The organism is Rhodoferax ferrireducens (assembly GCF_049302455.1).
GTDB classification, from domain to species: domain Bacteria; phylum Pseudomonadota; class Gammaproteobacteria; order Burkholderiales; family Burkholderiaceae_C; genus Rhodoferax; species Rhodoferax ferrireducens_B.
In genome coordinates, this window is sequence record NZ_JBAQMD010000031.1 from 1 (window position 1) to 15,668 (window position 15,668).

Sequence of the window (15,668 nt, forward strand, 5' to 3'; positions counted from 1 at the left end):
AACGGGATCTTTTGCCTACCGTTCGCGGAACGGCCGCCCCAGTTTTGATTCAGCTCTTTAGCCCGCGACCGCCAGGCAAAAGACTCTCTGCATTATGCGCATGCTATAGTGCGCATAAATAATGCACATTCAGCAAGGAGAGTTCTATGCGCACTGCTGTTCAGGCTCCCAAACGCCCGGTCAATCTGTCCATCACCGCCGACACGATTGACAAGGCCAAAGCACTTGGCATGAACCTGTCCAAAACCGTGGATGCCTTGCTTGGTGAAGAAGTCAATCGCCGCTACTGGGAAAAATGGAATGAAGACAATCAGGCGGCGATCGATCACTACAACGCCCGCATTGATAGTGAAGGCCTGCCGCTGGCCAAGTACCGGTCCTTTTGAAGAAGCACCAGATGGCACGTTTTGACGTTTATCGCCACCCGGACACTGCGCTGCGAAAGCTCACACCCTATTTGCTGGACGTGCAAAACAACTTCATCGAACGGGTTGCGAGCCGCGTGGTGATTCCACTGCGTCATGCAGCCGCTTTTGGCCCGCGCATGCGCGATCTGAATCCGCTCTTTGATATCGCCGGTGAGGACGTGGTGCTGGATAGCGCAGCATTGGCCGCATTCCCGGCAGCGGGTTTGAAACAACCCGTGGCCAGTCTGTTGACTCACCGCGACGACATCGTCGTCGCACTGGACACCCTTTTTGGTTCTTATTGACATGTCAAGCCACCCCATCCGCTCCCAATACGAAGACTTCCTGCGCCACGTGTCCACCCACGGCGTTTTCAAGGCTGACCGCACCGGCACCGGCACCACCAGCGTGTTTGGTTATCAGATGCGGTTTGACCTGAACGAGGGCTTTCCGTTGGTCAGCACCAAAAAGGTGTTTCTCAAGGCCATCGTGCTGGAACTGCTGTGGTTTCTACGCGGCGACTCGAATGTGAAATGGCTGCAAGAGCGCGGTTGCACCATCTGGGACGAATGGGCCCGCCCTGACGGTGATCTGGGCCCGGTCTATGGCGTGCAGTGGCGCAGTTGGCCGACACCCGATGGCGGCCATATCGACCAGATGGCCGAGGCCATCAAGACGCTCAAAACCAACCCCGATTCGCGTCGCATCATCGTCAGCGCCTGGAACGTGGCCGAGCTCGACAAGATGGCACTCATGCCTTGCCACGCCTTTTTCCAGTTTTACGTGGCGCCGGCGCAAACCCCTGGCGGCAAAGGCAAATTGAGCTGCCAGCTTTACCAGCGCAGCGCCGACATCTTTCTGGGGGTGCCGTTCAACATTGCCAGCTACGCGCTTTTGACCCACATGGTGGCGCAGCAGTGCGACCTGGACGTCGGCGACTTCATCTGGACCGGGGGCGACTGCCATGTCTACAGCAACCATGCCGAGCAAGTGGCGCTGCAACTGAACCGCACGCCTTTTGCCTATCCGACGCTCAGCATCAAGCGCAAACCGGCGTCGATCTTCGACTACGCGTACGAAGACTTCGAGGTGCTCGGCTACGAGTGCCACCCCGCCATCAAGGCGCCGGTGGCGGTCTAAATGAAACTTCACCTGATTTTTGCCCGTTCTGCGAACGGCGTCATTGGTATCAATGGCAAGATGCCCTGGCATTTGCCCGAAGACTTGGCTCACTTCAAGCGCACCACACTGGGTTCGCCGGTCATCATGGGGCGCAAGACCTGGGATTCCTTGCCGCCCAAATTCCGGCCACTGCCCGGTCGCCTCAACGTCGTGGTAACCCGCCAACCGGACTGGCAGGCAGCCGGTGCATTAACGGCGCATTCGCTGGCCGAGGCATGCGCCCTGTGCCCGCCCGAGAGTGATGCCTGGGTGATTGGCGGCGCTGAGCTTTATGCCCAAGCCCTGCCGCAGGCCGACACGGTGGTGGTGACCGAGATTGATGCGGAATTTGAAGGCGATGCGTTCGCACCCTCGTTCGGGCCGGATTGGGTGGAAACCGCCCGCGAGCGGCAAATATCATCCACCGGCTTAAGTTTCAGCTTTGTGACCTATCGCAGAAAAACCGGCTCTTGAAAAATAAATTTTGATAGCTGCGATCCCAGCAAGCACGGGGGCTATGGCCAGATTTTACTTGAAGAATAATAGACTATGAAACTCGCCACCTGGAACGTGAACTCGCTGACCGTGCGCTTGCCGCAGGTGCTGGACTGGCTTCAGGCCAACCCGGTCGATGTGCTGGCGCTGCAAGAACTCAAGCTGACCGACGACAAGTTTCCTGTCGATGCTTTCAGGCAGGCCGGTTATCACGCTGAATGCTTCGGCCAGAAGACCTACAACGGCGTCGCGTTGCTCAGCCGGGAACCGGTACTCAACGTGGTGCGCAACGTCCCCGGCTTTGCCGACGACATGGCGCGCGTCATCAGTGCCGACGTGGCTGGTGTGCGTGTCATCGGTGCCTATTTCCCCAATGGGCAGGAGCCGGGCTCCGACAAGTTTGAATACAAGATGGCATGGCTCAAGGGCTTGCGCGACTGGGTCCGCGGCGAATTGCTGACGCACCCCAAACTGGTGCTGATGGGTGACTACAACATCACCTTTGACGATGCCGATGTGTGGGACCCAGTGGGCCTGAAGGACACGATTCATTGCACCGAAGAGGAGCGTTACCACCTGCGCGCCCTGATTGCGCTGGGTCTGCATGACACTTACCGCCTGTTCACGCAGCCCGAGAAAAGCTACTCCTGGTGGGACTACCGCGACTTCGCCTTTCGACGTAACCATGGCCTGCGCATTGACCACATTCTGGTCAGTGATGCACTCAAGCCGCTGGTGACGGCCTGTGTGATTGACAAGGCGCCGCGCAAGAATGAACGCCCCAGCGACCACGCGCCAGTGGTGGTGACGCTGGCGGACGCCGAGAAGGTCTAGTTTTCTGCTATTTTGATAGCTTCTGGTCAAGTCTGGACGGTGGCTGTAGCCTGATTCACTCCAAACCCAACTCCTGAATCTTGCGCGTGATGGTGTTGCGCCCGATGCCCAGTTTTTGAGCTGCCTCAATACGTCGGCCCCGGGTGACAGCCAGTGCGGCCAGAATCAACCGCGCCTCAAAACGGTGCGTCAGGGCGTCCCACACATCATTGCGACCACCTGCCAGCAAGGCAAGGGCCTCGGCTTCAAGTCCCAACTCCCAGGCCGCCCCGACCACTTCTCCAGCGCTGCCAGGCTGCGGTGGCGCCATGGCAGCCGATCCGTAGGCGGGTATCAACTCTGGGCTTGCGGTGGCCGCTACCAGCGATGATTCGGGTGGGTGCGGTTGCAGGGCAGACATCATCAGGGTTGCGGGCGAGGGCATGGCGGCCGGCGTCTCACTCGGGCCAGTTGCCATCACCCCCACTTCCGGCGGCAAGTCCTTGGGTTCGATCACTTGTGCTGGCGCCATCACTGTCAACCAGTGGCAGATGTTTTCCAGTTGCCGCACGTTGCCCGGAAAGGCAAAGTTGCCGAGCCAAACCAATGCCGCTTCTGAAATCCTCTTGGGCTCGACACCCAGCTGGGCGGCACTTTGCTGCAAAAAATGGCGCGTCAGTACGGCAATGTCCTCTTTGCGCTCGCGCAAGGCCGGCAGGCGCAGGCGGATGACATTGATGCGGTGAAACAAGTCCTCGCGAAAGGCACCGTCCTTGACGCGTTGCTCCAGGTCCTGATGCGTGGCGGCAATCACCCGCACATTGGTCTTGACGGCGCTGTGACCCCCCACGCGGTAAAAATGGCCGTCGCTCAAGACGCGCAAAAGCCGGGTTTGCAGGTCAAACGGCATGTCGCCGATTTCGTCCAGAAACAGCGTGCCGCCATCGGCCTGCTCAAAGCGGCCCCGGCGCATGGCCTGTGCACCGGTGAAGGCGCCGCGCTCATGGCCGAACAGTTCGGACTCCAGCAAGTCTTTCGGAATGGCTGCGGTGTTGATCGCCACAAACGGCCCCTTGGCGCGTGGCGAGTGCTTGTGCAGCGCCCGCGCCACCAGTTCTTTGCCCGAGCCGGATTCGCCGGTGATCAGGACCGTGACGTTGCTCTGGCTCAAGCGGCCAATGGCGCGAAACACATCCTGCATGGCCGGCGCCTGGCCCAGCATCTCGGGCGCGTCGGTGGTGAGTTCCAGCGCCACCTCTTCGCGCTGGCTTTCTTCGACGGCGCGGCGGATCAGCTCCACCGCCTTGGTTAGATCAAACGGCTTGGGCAGGTATTCAAATGCACCACCCTGAAAGGCGGATACCGCGCTGTCCAGGTCGGAGTACGCGGTCATGATGATCACCGGCAGCGCCGGGTATTTTTCCTTGACCTTCTCAAGTAGATCCAAACCCGAGCCGCCCGGCATGCGAATGTCGCTCACCAACACGCGCGGCGCGTTGTCGTCGTTGCAGTCAGTGAGCGCGGCCAGTACCTCGCGCGCACTGGTGAAACTGCGCGTGGGCAGGTCTTCTCGCAGAAGCGCCTTCTCCAGCACGAAGCGGATGGACTGGTCATCATCTACGATCCAAATCGGCTTCATAGGTGGGCTTACCTCAGGTCAATGGCGAGAACGGTTAAGGGAGTGGAATCAATATCTTGAAATCCGTGCAGCCCGGCACACTGTCGCACTCGATCAAACCGTGGTGTTGCTGGACAAAGGTTTGCGCCAATGTCAGTCCCAGCCCCGAACCGCCTTCGCGCCCTGACACCAGCGGATAGAAAATGCGGTCCTTGATCGAGTCTGGTACACCAGGCCCGTTGTCAATCACATGCAATTCCAGTGCCAACCGATAGCGTTGTTTACCAAAAGTGATCTGGCGCGCAATTCGGGTGCGAAAAGTCAGGCAGGCGTTGCCTTGCGCGATCTGCGCGGCCAGCGCCTGGCAGGCGTTGTGCGCAATATTGAGGATGGTCTGGATGAGTTGCTCGCGGTCACCGCGAAACTCTGGAATCGAGGTGTCGAAGTCGCGCACCACCTGCAGGCCCTTGGGGAATTCGGCCGACAGGAGCAGCCGCACATGTTCACAAACCTCGTGGATGTTGACATCCCCCACCAGATGCGGGCGCCGGTGCGGTGCCAGCAGCCGGTCTACCAGCGTTTGCAGACGATCCGCCTCATGAATGATGACCTGCGTGTATTCGGTGAGTTCTGCCGAGTCCATTTCGAGCTCCAGCAACTGCGCCGCGCCGCGAATACCGCCCAGCGGGTTCTTGATCTCGTGCGCCAGATTGCGAATCAGCTCTTTGTTGGCCTGCGCCTGCTCAGCCAGGCGTTCCTCCCGGTCCTGACGCGCTTGCTGCTCCAGTGGCAGCAACTCGACCACAATTTCATCTTCTGTTTCAGTCCGGGTCACGATCACATGCACCGGCAGCGGCTCGTGGTTCAAGCGTTTGAGCCAGGTGTCATAGCGCAAGGCGGCAAATTCATTGTCATCAGCGCTTTGCAAGGCCTGTTGGAGGCGGGCGGGTTCCGTAAAGCTGTCGGACAGGCATGAGCCCACAATCGCGCGTCGTGACATGCCGCGCGCGTCTTCCAACGCGGCATTGGCAAAGAGGACGGTGCCATTGCTGTGCACCACTGCCACCAGTGTGGCAAGCAGGTCAAAGGACTGGAAGCGTAGCGTCGCCGCGGCGCTGGGCGCGACGTCAGGGGCAGTCGGGGTGTGATCAGGCTTGTTCAAGCGACTTATTTTGCCCCAGGTGCCGCCGCCGGAACGCCGAGTCGTCCGAGTTCACGGCGAATACCGGCCATGTCGCTCTCGTTGCGGGCCAGACTGGCCTTGAGTTCCGCCACCCGGTCCAGGTATTTCTGGTAATTGCGCGCCTCGCTGCCCTGCTTTTCCGGCTCGCCGTTGTTGTATTCCCGCAGCAACTCCTCCTGGCGCGCCTGGGCTTTCTTCAGCTCCAGTTCAAGAATCTGGCGCGCATCCGAGTCACGCGACTTCTGATCTGCGGCGTCGACCCGCTGCCCGGGCGCAGACGCAGCTTGCGGCGCTGCCGCTGCCTGCTTCTGCTGGGCGGCATGGGGACGGGTGCCCTGCACCACGGTCACGTTGCCGCCTTCCATGAGCTTGCAGCCTTTTGTCTGGGCACTGGGCACGGTGTTGGTGTATTCGTTGCCACAGCGGTAAATTCGTTCCTGGGCAAAGCTGTTGCCCACCAACAAGCAAGCCGCCAGGGAAATCAATAAAGCATGGTTCATAAATTTTCCACGCTGGAAAAATGCATGGATGAAGTTGTCAGTATGCGTCAGTTACGCATGATGTGAAGAAAGTTCAATCCACACAAATGAAAAAGGACGGCAAATGCCGTCCTTTTTTACCACAGTCCTTGCCAGTTGAGGACAGAGCTGGCTCGCTGCGCGTAGCTGCGGTCTGTCCCGCAGGTTCTGTCGTGGTTTACAGCGAATAGTACATGTCGAACTCGATCGGGTGGGTGGCCATGCGCAAGCGCGTGACCTCGCCCATCTTGAGTTCAATGTAGGCATCGAGCAGACTGTCGGTGAAGACGCCGCCCTTGGTCAGGAAGCTGCGGTCAGCGTCCAGGCAGTCCAGCGCCTGGTCCAGGCTGTGGCAGACGGTCGGAATCTTGGCGTTTTCTTCTGGTGGCAGGTGGTACAGGTCTTTGGTGGCAGCTTCGCCCGGATGGATTTTGTTTTCCACGCCGTCCAGACCGGCCATCATCAGGGCCGCAAAACCAAGGTACGGATTCATCAGCGGATCGGGAAACCGAGCCTCGATGCGGCGGCCCTTGGGGTTGGCCACGTACGGAATGCGGATCGAGGCCGAGCGGTTCTTGGCCGAATAAGCCAATTTCACCGGGGCCTCAAAGCCGGGCACCAGACGCTTGTAGCTGTTGGTGCCGGGGTTGGTGATGGCGTTCAAGGCGCGGGCGTGTTTGATGATACCGCCCACGTAGTACAGCGCAAAGTCGCTCAATCCAGCATAGCCGTCGCCAGCAAACAGGTTTTTGCCGTCTTTCCAGATCGACTGGTGCACGTGCATGCCTGAGCCGTTGTCGCCGACGATGGGTTTGGGCATGAAGGTGGCGGTTTTGCCATAGGCATTGGCCACGTTTTGCACCACGTATTTCAGGACTTGCGTCCAGTCGGCGCGTTGCACCAGTGTGCTGAACTTGGTGCCCAGTTCATTCTGACCGGCGCCCGCCACTTCGTGGTGGAACACTTCAACCGGAATGCCCAGCGATTCGAGGATCAGGGACATCTCGGCACGCATGTCTTGCGTGCTGTCCACCGGGGGCACTGGAAAGTAGCCGCCCTTGACGGTATTGCGGTGACCGCGATTGCCGCCTTCGATCTTCTTGCCGGAATTCCAGGGCGCTTCGTACTCGTCGATCTTGAAGAAAGTGCCCGACATGTCGGTGTTCCAGCGCACGTCATCAAAGATGAAGAATTCTGGTTCAGGGCCGAAAAAGGCGGTGTCTCCCATACCGGAGGCCTTGAGGTAGGCTTCAGCACGCTTGGCGACGGAGCGGGGGTCGCGGTCATAGGCTTTGCCGTCATTGGGCTCAACCACGTCACAGCTCATGAACAACGTCGTTTCTTCAAAGAACGGATCAATGTTCGCGGTGTTGGGGTCGGGCATGAGCTGCATGTCGGAGGCTTCAATGCCTTTCCAGCCGGCGATCGACGAGCCGTCAAAGGCGTGGCCCGAACTGAACTTGTCTTCATCAAAATGAGAAACCGGCACGGTCACGTGCTGTTCCTTGCCCCGGGTATCGGTGAAACGGAAGTCAACAAATTTGACCTCGTTGTCTTTCACCATCTTCATGACGTCTGCGACGGTCTTGGCCATCAAATACTCCTGGTTGAATCGTTGTTGAAAAGGGTATGGTTAGGTGTCATGCAGTTTTTGTGCCAGTTGCGGCGCTGCGACTTAAATGTCCAATGCAACATTTTGCCCTGACTTTCAGTCGCTGCCGACCTTGTTGCACAAACATTAGATCGCATCAATAAGTTTGGCACCAATCAGGTGCAGTCACTTGTCAATGCTGAGTTGTTGGGATTATTTTTGCACCAATTCAGGGCCAAGATTGGCGTTAAGACGGTGCAGACCCGCCAGCAGATCAGCATAGGCCGGGGCGACTCGTGCTGGTTCACCCTTGACCCCCAGTTCAATGTGCCGGCCGTACTCTGGATGATCCACGCTGGGCAGGCTGAACACCTTGACGCCGATGTGGCGCCGCTCAATGTCTTGCATCAGCGGCGTCAGTGTGGCTTCCATGGCACCAAACACGATGACCGACTGCTCGATCCAGGCGGCAGTTTGGTGCAACTGCGGGTAATGCGTGTCGAGCACCCATTCGATCATCGGCCAGGCCATCACCGGAAAACCGGGCACGAAATAGACGCCCCCACGCTCCCCCTTGCAGAAAAAGCCCGCAATGCGGTTGTACGGGTTGGGAATGATCGTTGCGCCGACCGGAAACACGGCCATGTTGAGCCGCCGGTGCAGGTTCTCAGGTTGATCGGGCTCATAGACGCTGCCCTGTTCTTTGGCGAGGTCTTGCATGCGTTGGCGGATCAGTTCGGCGGCTTGGGGGTGCAGCGCCAACGCAACCCCGAGGGCATCTGCGGCGCACTGGCGGGTGTGGTCGTCGGGGGTGGCGCCAATGCCGCCGGTTGAAAACACGACGTCGCCCGATGCAAAGGCGCGCTTCAGGGTGGCCGTGATGCGTTCGGGTGAGTCGCCCACGTACTCGGCGTAGTCAAGTGACAGGCCGCGCGCCTTGAGCAGTTCGATGACTTTGGGCAGGTGTTTGTCAGCGCGCTTGCCTGACAAAATTTCATCCCCAATGATGATCAGGCCGAAACGGGGTGCAGCGTCAGAGGGAGGTGTTGGCATTGGCGGTTGGTTCATCCGGCAATGTTAGCGCCTGCACGTCAATCGTTGTGGCGCCAGGCGAGGGCGGGGCGGCGACCGGGTCCGCCTCGGCTCGCAAGGCTTGCAGGGCGGCCAGACTGTAATGCGCAAACCAGAGTGAAGACAAGGCAAAAATCAGCGTGTAAAGCCAGATCGCCAGTGGCATCAAAATGACAAACGCCGCGGCAAACAAGACACCCGAGGCCCACAGCAAGCTCGGTGCGGCGCCCAGGTAGCCGCAAAAAACGCCGATACCCAACAACCAGCCGCGATGACGGCGAAAAATCTCGCGTCGCTCCTCGACACTGGCGTGTTCGGCCAGTGCATCAAACGCCATCACACGATAAGTCAGCCAGCCCCAGATTAGCGGCGGCAGCACCAGAATCAAGGGCGGAATCAGCCACAGCGGCAAGGAAACCAGCAAGGCGATCAAGGCCAGCCCGGTCGAGCCCAGAGACCACAGCAGACTGCGCACCAAGGAGCCACCGTGCTTGCGCTCGAGTTGCGGAAAACGCCGCGCAGCCACCAGCCGGGTCAGCAGCGGTGTCATCAACAGCGCGACGGTGAGCAAGGACAGCATCACAAGGATGGGTGTCACGGCAAAAATCACTATCAGAGGCGCCAGCGCCAGCTTGAGGCTGCCCGCGCCCACGCTTTGCAGCCAGTCCCAGACGGTGTTGACGAGGGTGGAGGCCTCCAGCGCTCCGCGCACCCACTCCAGCGTGTTGTCCCAAAAGTAATAGCCCAGGCCCCCGGCGAGCGCCACCGTCAGCAGCAGCGGCAACAGCGACAACACGATCACACGCGGGTGCAGACAATAGGCCACTGCGCGCCAGAAGGCATCGAGAAACAGGTTCATGACGCAAGCATACCGCGCGCTCGCAGCCTCAGCCCGCGATGCTGGCCAGATCGGCCGCGCTCAACCAGCGCCACTGGCCTGGTGCCAGGTCATCGGGCAGGCGCAAGCCGCCGATTTGCGAGCGGTGCAAGGCCTCTACCCGGTTGCTGACGGCGGCCACCATGCGTTTGACCTGGTGGTATTTGCCCTCGGTCAGGGTCAGGCGAAGGTGGTGGTTGGATACCGCCTCGGCGGCAGCGGCGTGCACCGGTTTGGGGTCGTCGTCGAGCACCACACCGGCCAGCAGCCGGGCCACCTGGGTGTCGTCGAGCGGGTGCTTGACCGTGACTTCGTAAACCTTGGGCACATGGTGACGCGGCGAATTCATGCGATGGATGAACTGGCCGTCGTCGGTGAGCAGCAGCAGCCCGGTGGTGTCCTGATCCAGGCGGCCAACCGCTTGCACGCCTTGCACCGCGCCCTTTTGCGGGCGCAGGCGCAGGGCAGAGGGCAGCAGGGTGTAAATGCTGGGGTAGGTGGAGGGCTTCTGGGAGCACTCGGTGGCGCCGGGTTTGTGCAGCATGACGTAGGCTTTTTCATGGTACGGCCAGTCCACCCCCTGGACTCGCAAGCGCAAACCATCCGCTATAAATTCTGTAGCTGCTTTCGTATATAGGACGGGGGCTGGAGCCTGATTTGACTCATAGACGCCGACCAGTCCCTGCTGAATCATGCCGGCGCACACGCGCCGGGTACCAAAGCCCTGGGTATAAAGAATGTCTTGTAACTGCATGGACAGAGTATCGCAAAGCCGGCGTTGAAATGTCGTCAGTGCGGACCCGCGGCGGCGCTAAAGCACACCGAAATCATCAAATCAGGCGCGCGGCTTCGCGCGCCGCCACCAGACCTTCGTCGGTTGGCACCACCCACACCTGTGCCCGGCTTTGTGGTGTATGGATGGCCATGATCTCGTTGCCGACGGCCTGCTGGTTCAGCAGCGGGTCGATCACGACGCCCAGCCAGGCCAGGCGCTGGCCCATCTGTGCCCGCAGCTCAATGTCATGTTCGCCAATGCCACCGCTGAAGGCCAGCACGTCCAGCCCGCCCAGACAAGCGATCAGCGCGCCCGATTCGCGCACCGCACGGTAGGTGAATAATTCAATCGCCGCAAGCGCTGCCGCACTGCTGTCGGCGCGCAGAAGTCGCATGTCGGCGCTGATGCCGGAGACGCCGAGCAAGCCGCTTTGCTTGTAGAGCAGGGTTTCCAGCCGGTCGTGGTCCCAGCCTTGCTCCATCAGGTAGAGCAGAACGCCGGGGTCGATGGAGCCGGTGCGGGTGCCCATCATCAAGCCATCGAGCGCCGAGAACCCCATGCTGGTCGAGCAGCTGCGTCCGCCGCGCGCCGCGCACAGGCTGGCACCGTTGCCCAGATGCGCCATCAGCACGCGACCCTTGGCCTGTTCGCTGCGCTCCAGCAGCACGCTCATGACGTACTGGTACGACAGGCCATGAAAGCCATAACGGCGTACGCCTTGCTCTGTCAGCGCCTGTGGCAAGGCATAGGTGTAATCCACTTCGGGCAGGGTGGCATGAAAGGCGGTGTCAAAGCAGGCCACTTGCGGCAGGCTCGGAAAGGCTTTTTGAAAGGCCCGAATGCCTTGCAGATTTTGCGGCTGGTGCAGCGGCGCCAGCGAAATCAACTCGGTCAGCTCGTTCAAAATGGGGGCCGTGATTCGCACGCTGGCCGAAAATTTTCGTCCGCCATGCACCACCCGGTGGGCAATCGCCTTGATCGTGGGAACGGCAGGGTCACCCTGCAGCAAGTCGCCCAGGCTGCGCAGGGCTTGATCAAACGGATCGGCCGCGCGCTCAAGTTGGCGATGTTGGGCGTGGCCCTGAAAGGTCCAGTCCAGCACCGGCGCGCCACCGGGCTCCAAACCCTGAATGCTGCCGGTGAGCACGCTGCGCTGCACGTGGCCGTCATACAAGGGATGGATCGAAAATTTGAGTGTGGAGGAGCCCGCGTTGACAGAAAGTATGGCCATGTGATGCTCCTTACCAGACCTGGCGCGGCTGGTTGCGCCGTGCGTTGTTGGCAGCCAGTTGGGCTAGCAGTGCTGACGCCACCCGGTTCATGGGGCCGTCGGCGCGGCTGGTCAGGGCAATGGGCACGCGTGCGCCCAGCACCAAGCCCGAGCCGGAGGCACCGGCCAGATACTCCAGCTGTTTGGCCAGCATATTGCCCGATTCAAGATCGGGCACGGCCATGATGTCGGCTTGCCCCGCAACCGGGGAGTCAATGTTTTTGATCTGCGCGGCGTGGGCTGAAATCGCGTTGTCAAAGGCCAGCGGACCGTCCAGTATGCCGCCGGTGATCTGGCCGCGATCGGCCATCTTGCACAGCGCCGCGGCGTCCAGGGTGGAAGGGATGTTGGGGCTGACAGTTTCCACCGCCGACAGAATCGCGACCTTGGGGACTGCCACCCCCATGATGCGGGCGAAGTCGATTGCGTTTTGAATGATGTCCATTTTTTCGGGCAGGGTGGGGCGAATATTGAGCGCGGCGTCGGTGATCAGAAGCGGCTTGGGGTAAAGCGGTATGTCAAAGCGAAAGACATGCGACATGCGCCGCCCGGTGCGCAACTCGGGCCGGGCCAGCACGGCGTGAATCAGCTCATCGGTGTGCAAACCACCCTTCATCAACACCTCGACTTCGCCCCCGGCGGCCATTTCTGCCGCCTTGTCGGCGGCGGCGTGGCTGTGCGGCACCGAGATGATCTCGACGTCACCCAAGTCAATGCCCGCCTGCTCGGCCACGCGGCGGATGCGCAGTTCGGGGCCAATCAGCACCGGCACGATCAAGCCATGGCTGGCCGAGTCCATGGCGCCGCTGAGCGAGCCCTCGTCGCACGGATGCACCACGGCGCAGCGCACGGCGGGCATGCCCTTGCCCAAGGCCAACAACTCATTAAAACGGGCTTGTGGGTCATGCAACTGGATTTGTGGCAGATTGACGCGCGGCAGGCGCACTTTTTTGGTTGGCGCCAGCACCCGGGCCGTGCCGTACAGCACCCGCACGCCTTTCTGGTTCAATACCTGGCAATCGAGTTCGACACTCTTATGGAGGTCATTTTTGCTCACCACCTTGACCATCACCGTGAGCGTGTCGCCGACACGAACCGGTTGAACAAAATGCAAAACCTGCTCCTGGTAAATGGTGCCCGGGCCCGGAAACTGTGTTCCCAGCAGCGCTGAAATCAGGGCGCCGCCCCACATGCCGTGAGCAATCACACCGTGGAACAAGGTGTCATTGGCATACTCGGCGTTCAGATGGGCCGGGTTGGTGTCGCCTGATACGGCGGCAAAGGCCTGGATGTCGGCCACCGTCAGGGTGCGCAACAGGCGGGCGCTTTGCCCCAGTGTTATTTCGTCAAAAGTGACGTTTTCAATCAAATCAGCGTGCAGTGAAAGATTCATGGTTGGTTTAACGTGGCGGGGAAAAAAGACGGGGCACCGGGCAATAGAAGGGTTGAGTCACGCGACGGCGTGGCAGGCGTAGAAGTCAGGACTGGCCAAACAGGCGTTCCAGGTTAATGCCGTCCACACCGGGTTTGAAGCCTCTGCGCTCCAACTGCTGCTCGGCCTGGACCATGATCTGGCGTGTGACCGTGACGCCGGTATCGTCGACATAGCGCTTTTCGACACCGTAGCGCATGACCAGCAGGCCGCGCAACTCTTCGCGTTGGTGCGCCACCCGGTGCTCCGGGCTGGTGCTGGCGTGTGCTGCCTCAGCGTGCCCGGATGTGACTCGCCGCTCGTGCAAGACCGTCGGCGCGTGGTGTTCGCTCATCAAGCCGGCCACGTCGTTATCGTTTGCCAGCGATATCCCCAAGGCGATGGCCAAGCGGGCGATGCGTGCGTTGAGCGACTCGATGGATGCCTCCATTTGGCGCAGACGGTCAACTTGTGCTTCGTCCAGGGCGAGGGGGTCAGTCGGCATAGCGCGTCATCACATAGTCCCCAGGCGCATCGCCCAACACTGTGGCCGGGTTGATGGCGGGCGGCGGCACCGGCTTGCCTGAGCGCTCATGCAACCAGCGATGCATGGCCTCCCACCATGAACCCTCGAATAAAGGCGCATGCGCCGCCCAGTCATCAGGTTCTGTCCAAGCGTGACCTTTTTCCATGCAGTCCATCTGGTAACTGCGCCCTCGATGTCCGGGCTCGGACACAATGCCCGCGTTGTGGCCTCCCGCCGCCAGAATGAAAGTGGTCTGGGTGTCGGTGTAGAGATGAATCTTGTAGACCGACTGCCAGGGCGACACGTGGTCGCGCTGGGTGCCCACCACCAGCAGCGGCGCATGGATATCCATCAGGGCGACCCCGACCCCGGCCACGCGGTAGTTGCCAGTGGCCAGCGCGTTATTCAAAAAAAGCGAGGACAGGTACTCGTTGTGCATGCGCTCGGGCAGACGTGTGACGTCGGCGTTCCAGCTCATCATGTCGTTGCCCACCTCGTCCTGGCCCAACAGGTAGCGCCGCGTGCTGCGGGACCAGACCAGATCGCGCGAATTCAAGAACTGGAACGATCCGGCCATCTGCCTGCCCGAGAGGAAACCGGTGCGCGCCATTGACTCGCGCAGGGTCTTGAGCTGATCGTCGTCAATGAAAACGCCCAGCTCGCCCGGTTCAGTGAAGTCAGTTTGCGCCGCCAGCAGAGTCACGCTGGCCAGCTCGGGCATGGTGTCGAGCGCGACCGCATCTTCCCGTCGACGGTGCTGATTTTTTCCTTGCCCGCGCCGGTGCGACTGCGGCTGGCGAGCACCCAGTGCCGCCGCCACAATGGCCAGAAAAGTCCCGCCCAGGCAATAGCCCAGGGCATGAATACGGGGTGCGCCAGTGAGCGACTTCACCGCCGCCATGGCCTCCATCACACCCAGTTGCAGGTAGTCCTGCATACCCAGTTCGCGGTCGGATGCATCCGGGTTGCGCCACGAGATCATGAACACGGTGTGCCCTTGCCCGACCAGATAACGCACCATTGAATTGCCGGGCGACAAGTCCAGGATGTAGTACTTCATGATGCAGGACGGCACAATCAGCAGCGGCTCCGGGTAGACACCAGCGGTCGTTGGTGTGTACTGGATCAGCTCAATCAGATCATTGCGAAACACCACCTTGCCCGGCGTGACGGCGACGTCCTGGCCGACCTTGAATGGCAACGGTTTGAGCGCGGTGCGGGACGCGCCACCGGTGTGCTGGCTTCGCTCCAGCAGGTCCAGGGCCAAATGCTGGTAACCCTTGAGCCAGCTCTGTCCCAGGGATTCTTTCCCCTTTTTGATCGCCTCGGGGTTGGTGATGGGCAGGTTGGAGGGCGACAGCGCATCGAGCCCCTGCCGGTTAAAAAAATCAACCACATGGCGGTGATGGCTCGACACCCCCTCGACCTGGCTTGCCTCGTGCCACCAGGAACTGGTGGCTTTGAAGCTTTCTTTGAGCACATTGAAAGGCCAGTGGTGCCAGCCCGGATCATTGAAGCGCGGGTCATCGACTGGCGCTGGCTGAGACTCGTCATCGGACGCGAGCTGCTCCTGCCAAGGGCTGCTGAGTGCTTGTTGCGACAGTGCCAGCGCCCGCTGCGCCAGCAGCATCTGTTGCCCCGGCGATGTGGCCAGATGCATGGCCCAGTCGGCGTAAGCCAGGGCCAGGGAAATCGGTGACAAACCCAGGTTGACCTTGGCCAGTTGCGAGTGAAACGCTTCATCAAGCGCCTGGGCGGCAGCCAGCTGCCGTTCAGTCGGCGGCGGGAGTGGAATCGATTTTTTCATGACAACACCTGAGTTCAGCCTAAATCCGGCAGTTACCCTGCCATCGTGAGTTGATCCGTTCGGTGCCACGGCGGCAAAGGGCGGGTTATTTTCGCCACCACGTAGTCCAGGAACGTCTTCCAACGGTCTGTCAGAGGCAACTGCT

Annotated in this window: 16 protein-coding genes; 5 read left to right on the forward strand and 11 right to left on the reverse strand. The window is 60.5% G+C overall.

The window, feature by feature from the left end:
- Nucleotides 1–146: 146 nt before the first annotated feature.
- The 5 genes from WA157_RS05435 (at nt 147) to xth (ending at nt 2,897) form a co-directional block, all read left to right on the forward strand.
- Entirely contained in the window at nt 147–386 is a 240-nt protein-coding gene (locus WA157_RS05435) for a type II toxin-antitoxin system CcdA family antitoxin (protein ID WP_422619998.1), read from the forward strand.
- Between the two features lie 11 nt (nt 387–397).
- Nucleotides 398–712 (forward strand): CcdB family protein, encoded by a 315-nt coding sequence (locus tag WA157_RS05440; protein ID WP_422619999.1) that lies wholly within the window; start codon nt 398–400, stop codon nt 710–712.
- A gap of 1 nt (nt 713) precedes the next feature.
- Nucleotides 714–1,547, forward strand: coding sequence for a thymidylate synthase (locus WA157_RS05445; RefSeq protein ID WP_422620000.1), 834 nt, complete (start codon nt 714–716; stop codon nt 1,545–1,547).
- Nucleotides 1,548–2,042, forward strand: a complete 495-nt coding sequence (locus WA157_RS05450; protein WP_422620001.1) for a dihydrofolate reductase — start codon at nt 1,548–1,550, stop codon at nt 2,040–2,042.
- Nucleotides 2,043–2,117: 75 nt separating this feature from the next.
- On the forward strand, nt 2,118–2,897 hold the full coding sequence (gene xth / locus WA157_RS05455; protein WP_422620002.1) for an exodeoxyribonuclease III: 780 nt from the start codon (nt 2,118–2,120) through the stop codon (nt 2,895–2,897).
- A gap of 55 nt (nt 2,898–2,952) precedes the next feature.
- Here xth and ntrC read toward each other — a convergent pair whose 3' ends face one another.
- The 11 genes from ntrC to WA157_RS05510 all read right to left on the reverse strand — a co-directional run bounded on the left by ntrC (nt 2,953) and on the right by WA157_RS05510 (nt 15,523).
- Nucleotides 2,953–4,515 carry a nitrogen regulation protein NR(I) gene (ntrC, locus tag WA157_RS05460; protein ID WP_422620003.1) on the reverse strand — a complete coding sequence of 521 codons (1,563 nt, stop codon included), beginning with the start codon at nt 4,513–4,515 and terminating at the stop codon, nt 2,953–2,955.
- A gap of 34 nt (nt 4,516–4,549) precedes the next feature.
- Entirely contained in the window at nt 4,550–5,665 is a 1,116-nt protein-coding gene (glnL, locus tag WA157_RS05465; protein WP_422620012.1) for a nitrogen regulation protein NR(II), read from the reverse strand.
- Complete coding sequence (locus tag WA157_RS05470) at nt 5,662–6,177, reverse strand: hypothetical protein (RefSeq protein ID WP_318665590.1); 516 nt, start codon at nt 6,175–6,177, stop codon at nt 5,662–5,664. Before WA157_RS05470 ends, glnL begins: the two co-directional genes overlap by 4 nt.
- A 196-nt stretch (nt 6,178–6,373) precedes the next feature.
- Nucleotides 6,374–7,789 (reverse strand): type I glutamate--ammonia ligase, encoded by a 1,416-nt coding sequence (gene glnA, locus WA157_RS05475; RefSeq protein ID WP_422620004.1) that lies wholly within the window; start codon nt 7,787–7,789, stop codon nt 6,374–6,376.
- A 210-nt stretch (nt 7,790–7,999) separates the two neighbouring features.
- Nucleotides 8,000–8,839: a competence/damage-inducible protein A gene (locus tag WA157_RS05480; protein WP_422620005.1), complete on the reverse strand. Its 840-nt coding sequence runs from the start codon at nt 8,837–8,839 to the stop codon at nt 8,000–8,002.
- Nucleotides 8,820–9,716, reverse strand: coding sequence for an EI24 domain-containing protein (locus WA157_RS05485; RefSeq protein ID WP_422620006.1), 897 nt, complete (start codon nt 9,714–9,716; stop codon nt 8,820–8,822). The genes WA157_RS05480 and WA157_RS05485 overlap by 20 nt, the downstream gene beginning before the upstream one ends.
- A 28-nt stretch (nt 9,717–9,744) precedes the next feature.
- Nucleotides 9,745–10,488: a 16S rRNA pseudouridine(516) synthase gene (locus WA157_RS05490; protein ID WP_422620007.1), complete on the reverse strand. Its 744-nt coding sequence runs from the start codon at nt 10,486–10,488 to the stop codon at nt 9,745–9,747.
- Between the two features lie 76 nt (nt 10,489–10,564).
- Nucleotides 10,565–11,740 carry an acetate/propionate family kinase gene (locus WA157_RS05495; protein ID WP_422620008.1) on the reverse strand — a complete coding sequence of 392 codons (1,176 nt, stop codon included), beginning with the start codon at nt 11,738–11,740 and terminating at the stop codon, nt 10,565–10,567.
- 10 nt (nt 11,741–11,750) lie between these two features.
- Complete coding sequence (locus WA157_RS05500; RefSeq protein ID WP_422620009.1) at nt 11,751–13,172, reverse strand: bifunctional enoyl-CoA hydratase/phosphate acetyltransferase; 1,422 nt, start codon at nt 13,170–13,172, stop codon at nt 11,751–11,753.
- A gap of 85 nt (nt 13,173–13,257) precedes the next feature.
- Nucleotides 13,258–13,695, reverse strand: a complete 438-nt coding sequence (locus tag WA157_RS05505) for a hypothetical protein (RefSeq protein WP_422620010.1) — start codon at nt 13,693–13,695, stop codon at nt 13,258–13,260.
- Nucleotides 13,685–15,523, reverse strand: coding sequence for a PHA/PHB synthase family protein (locus WA157_RS05510; protein ID WP_422620011.1), 1,839 nt, complete (start codon nt 15,521–15,523; stop codon nt 13,685–13,687). Before WA157_RS05510 ends, WA157_RS05505 begins: the two co-directional genes overlap by 11 nt.
- Nucleotides 15,524–15,668 lie beyond the last annotated feature (145 nt).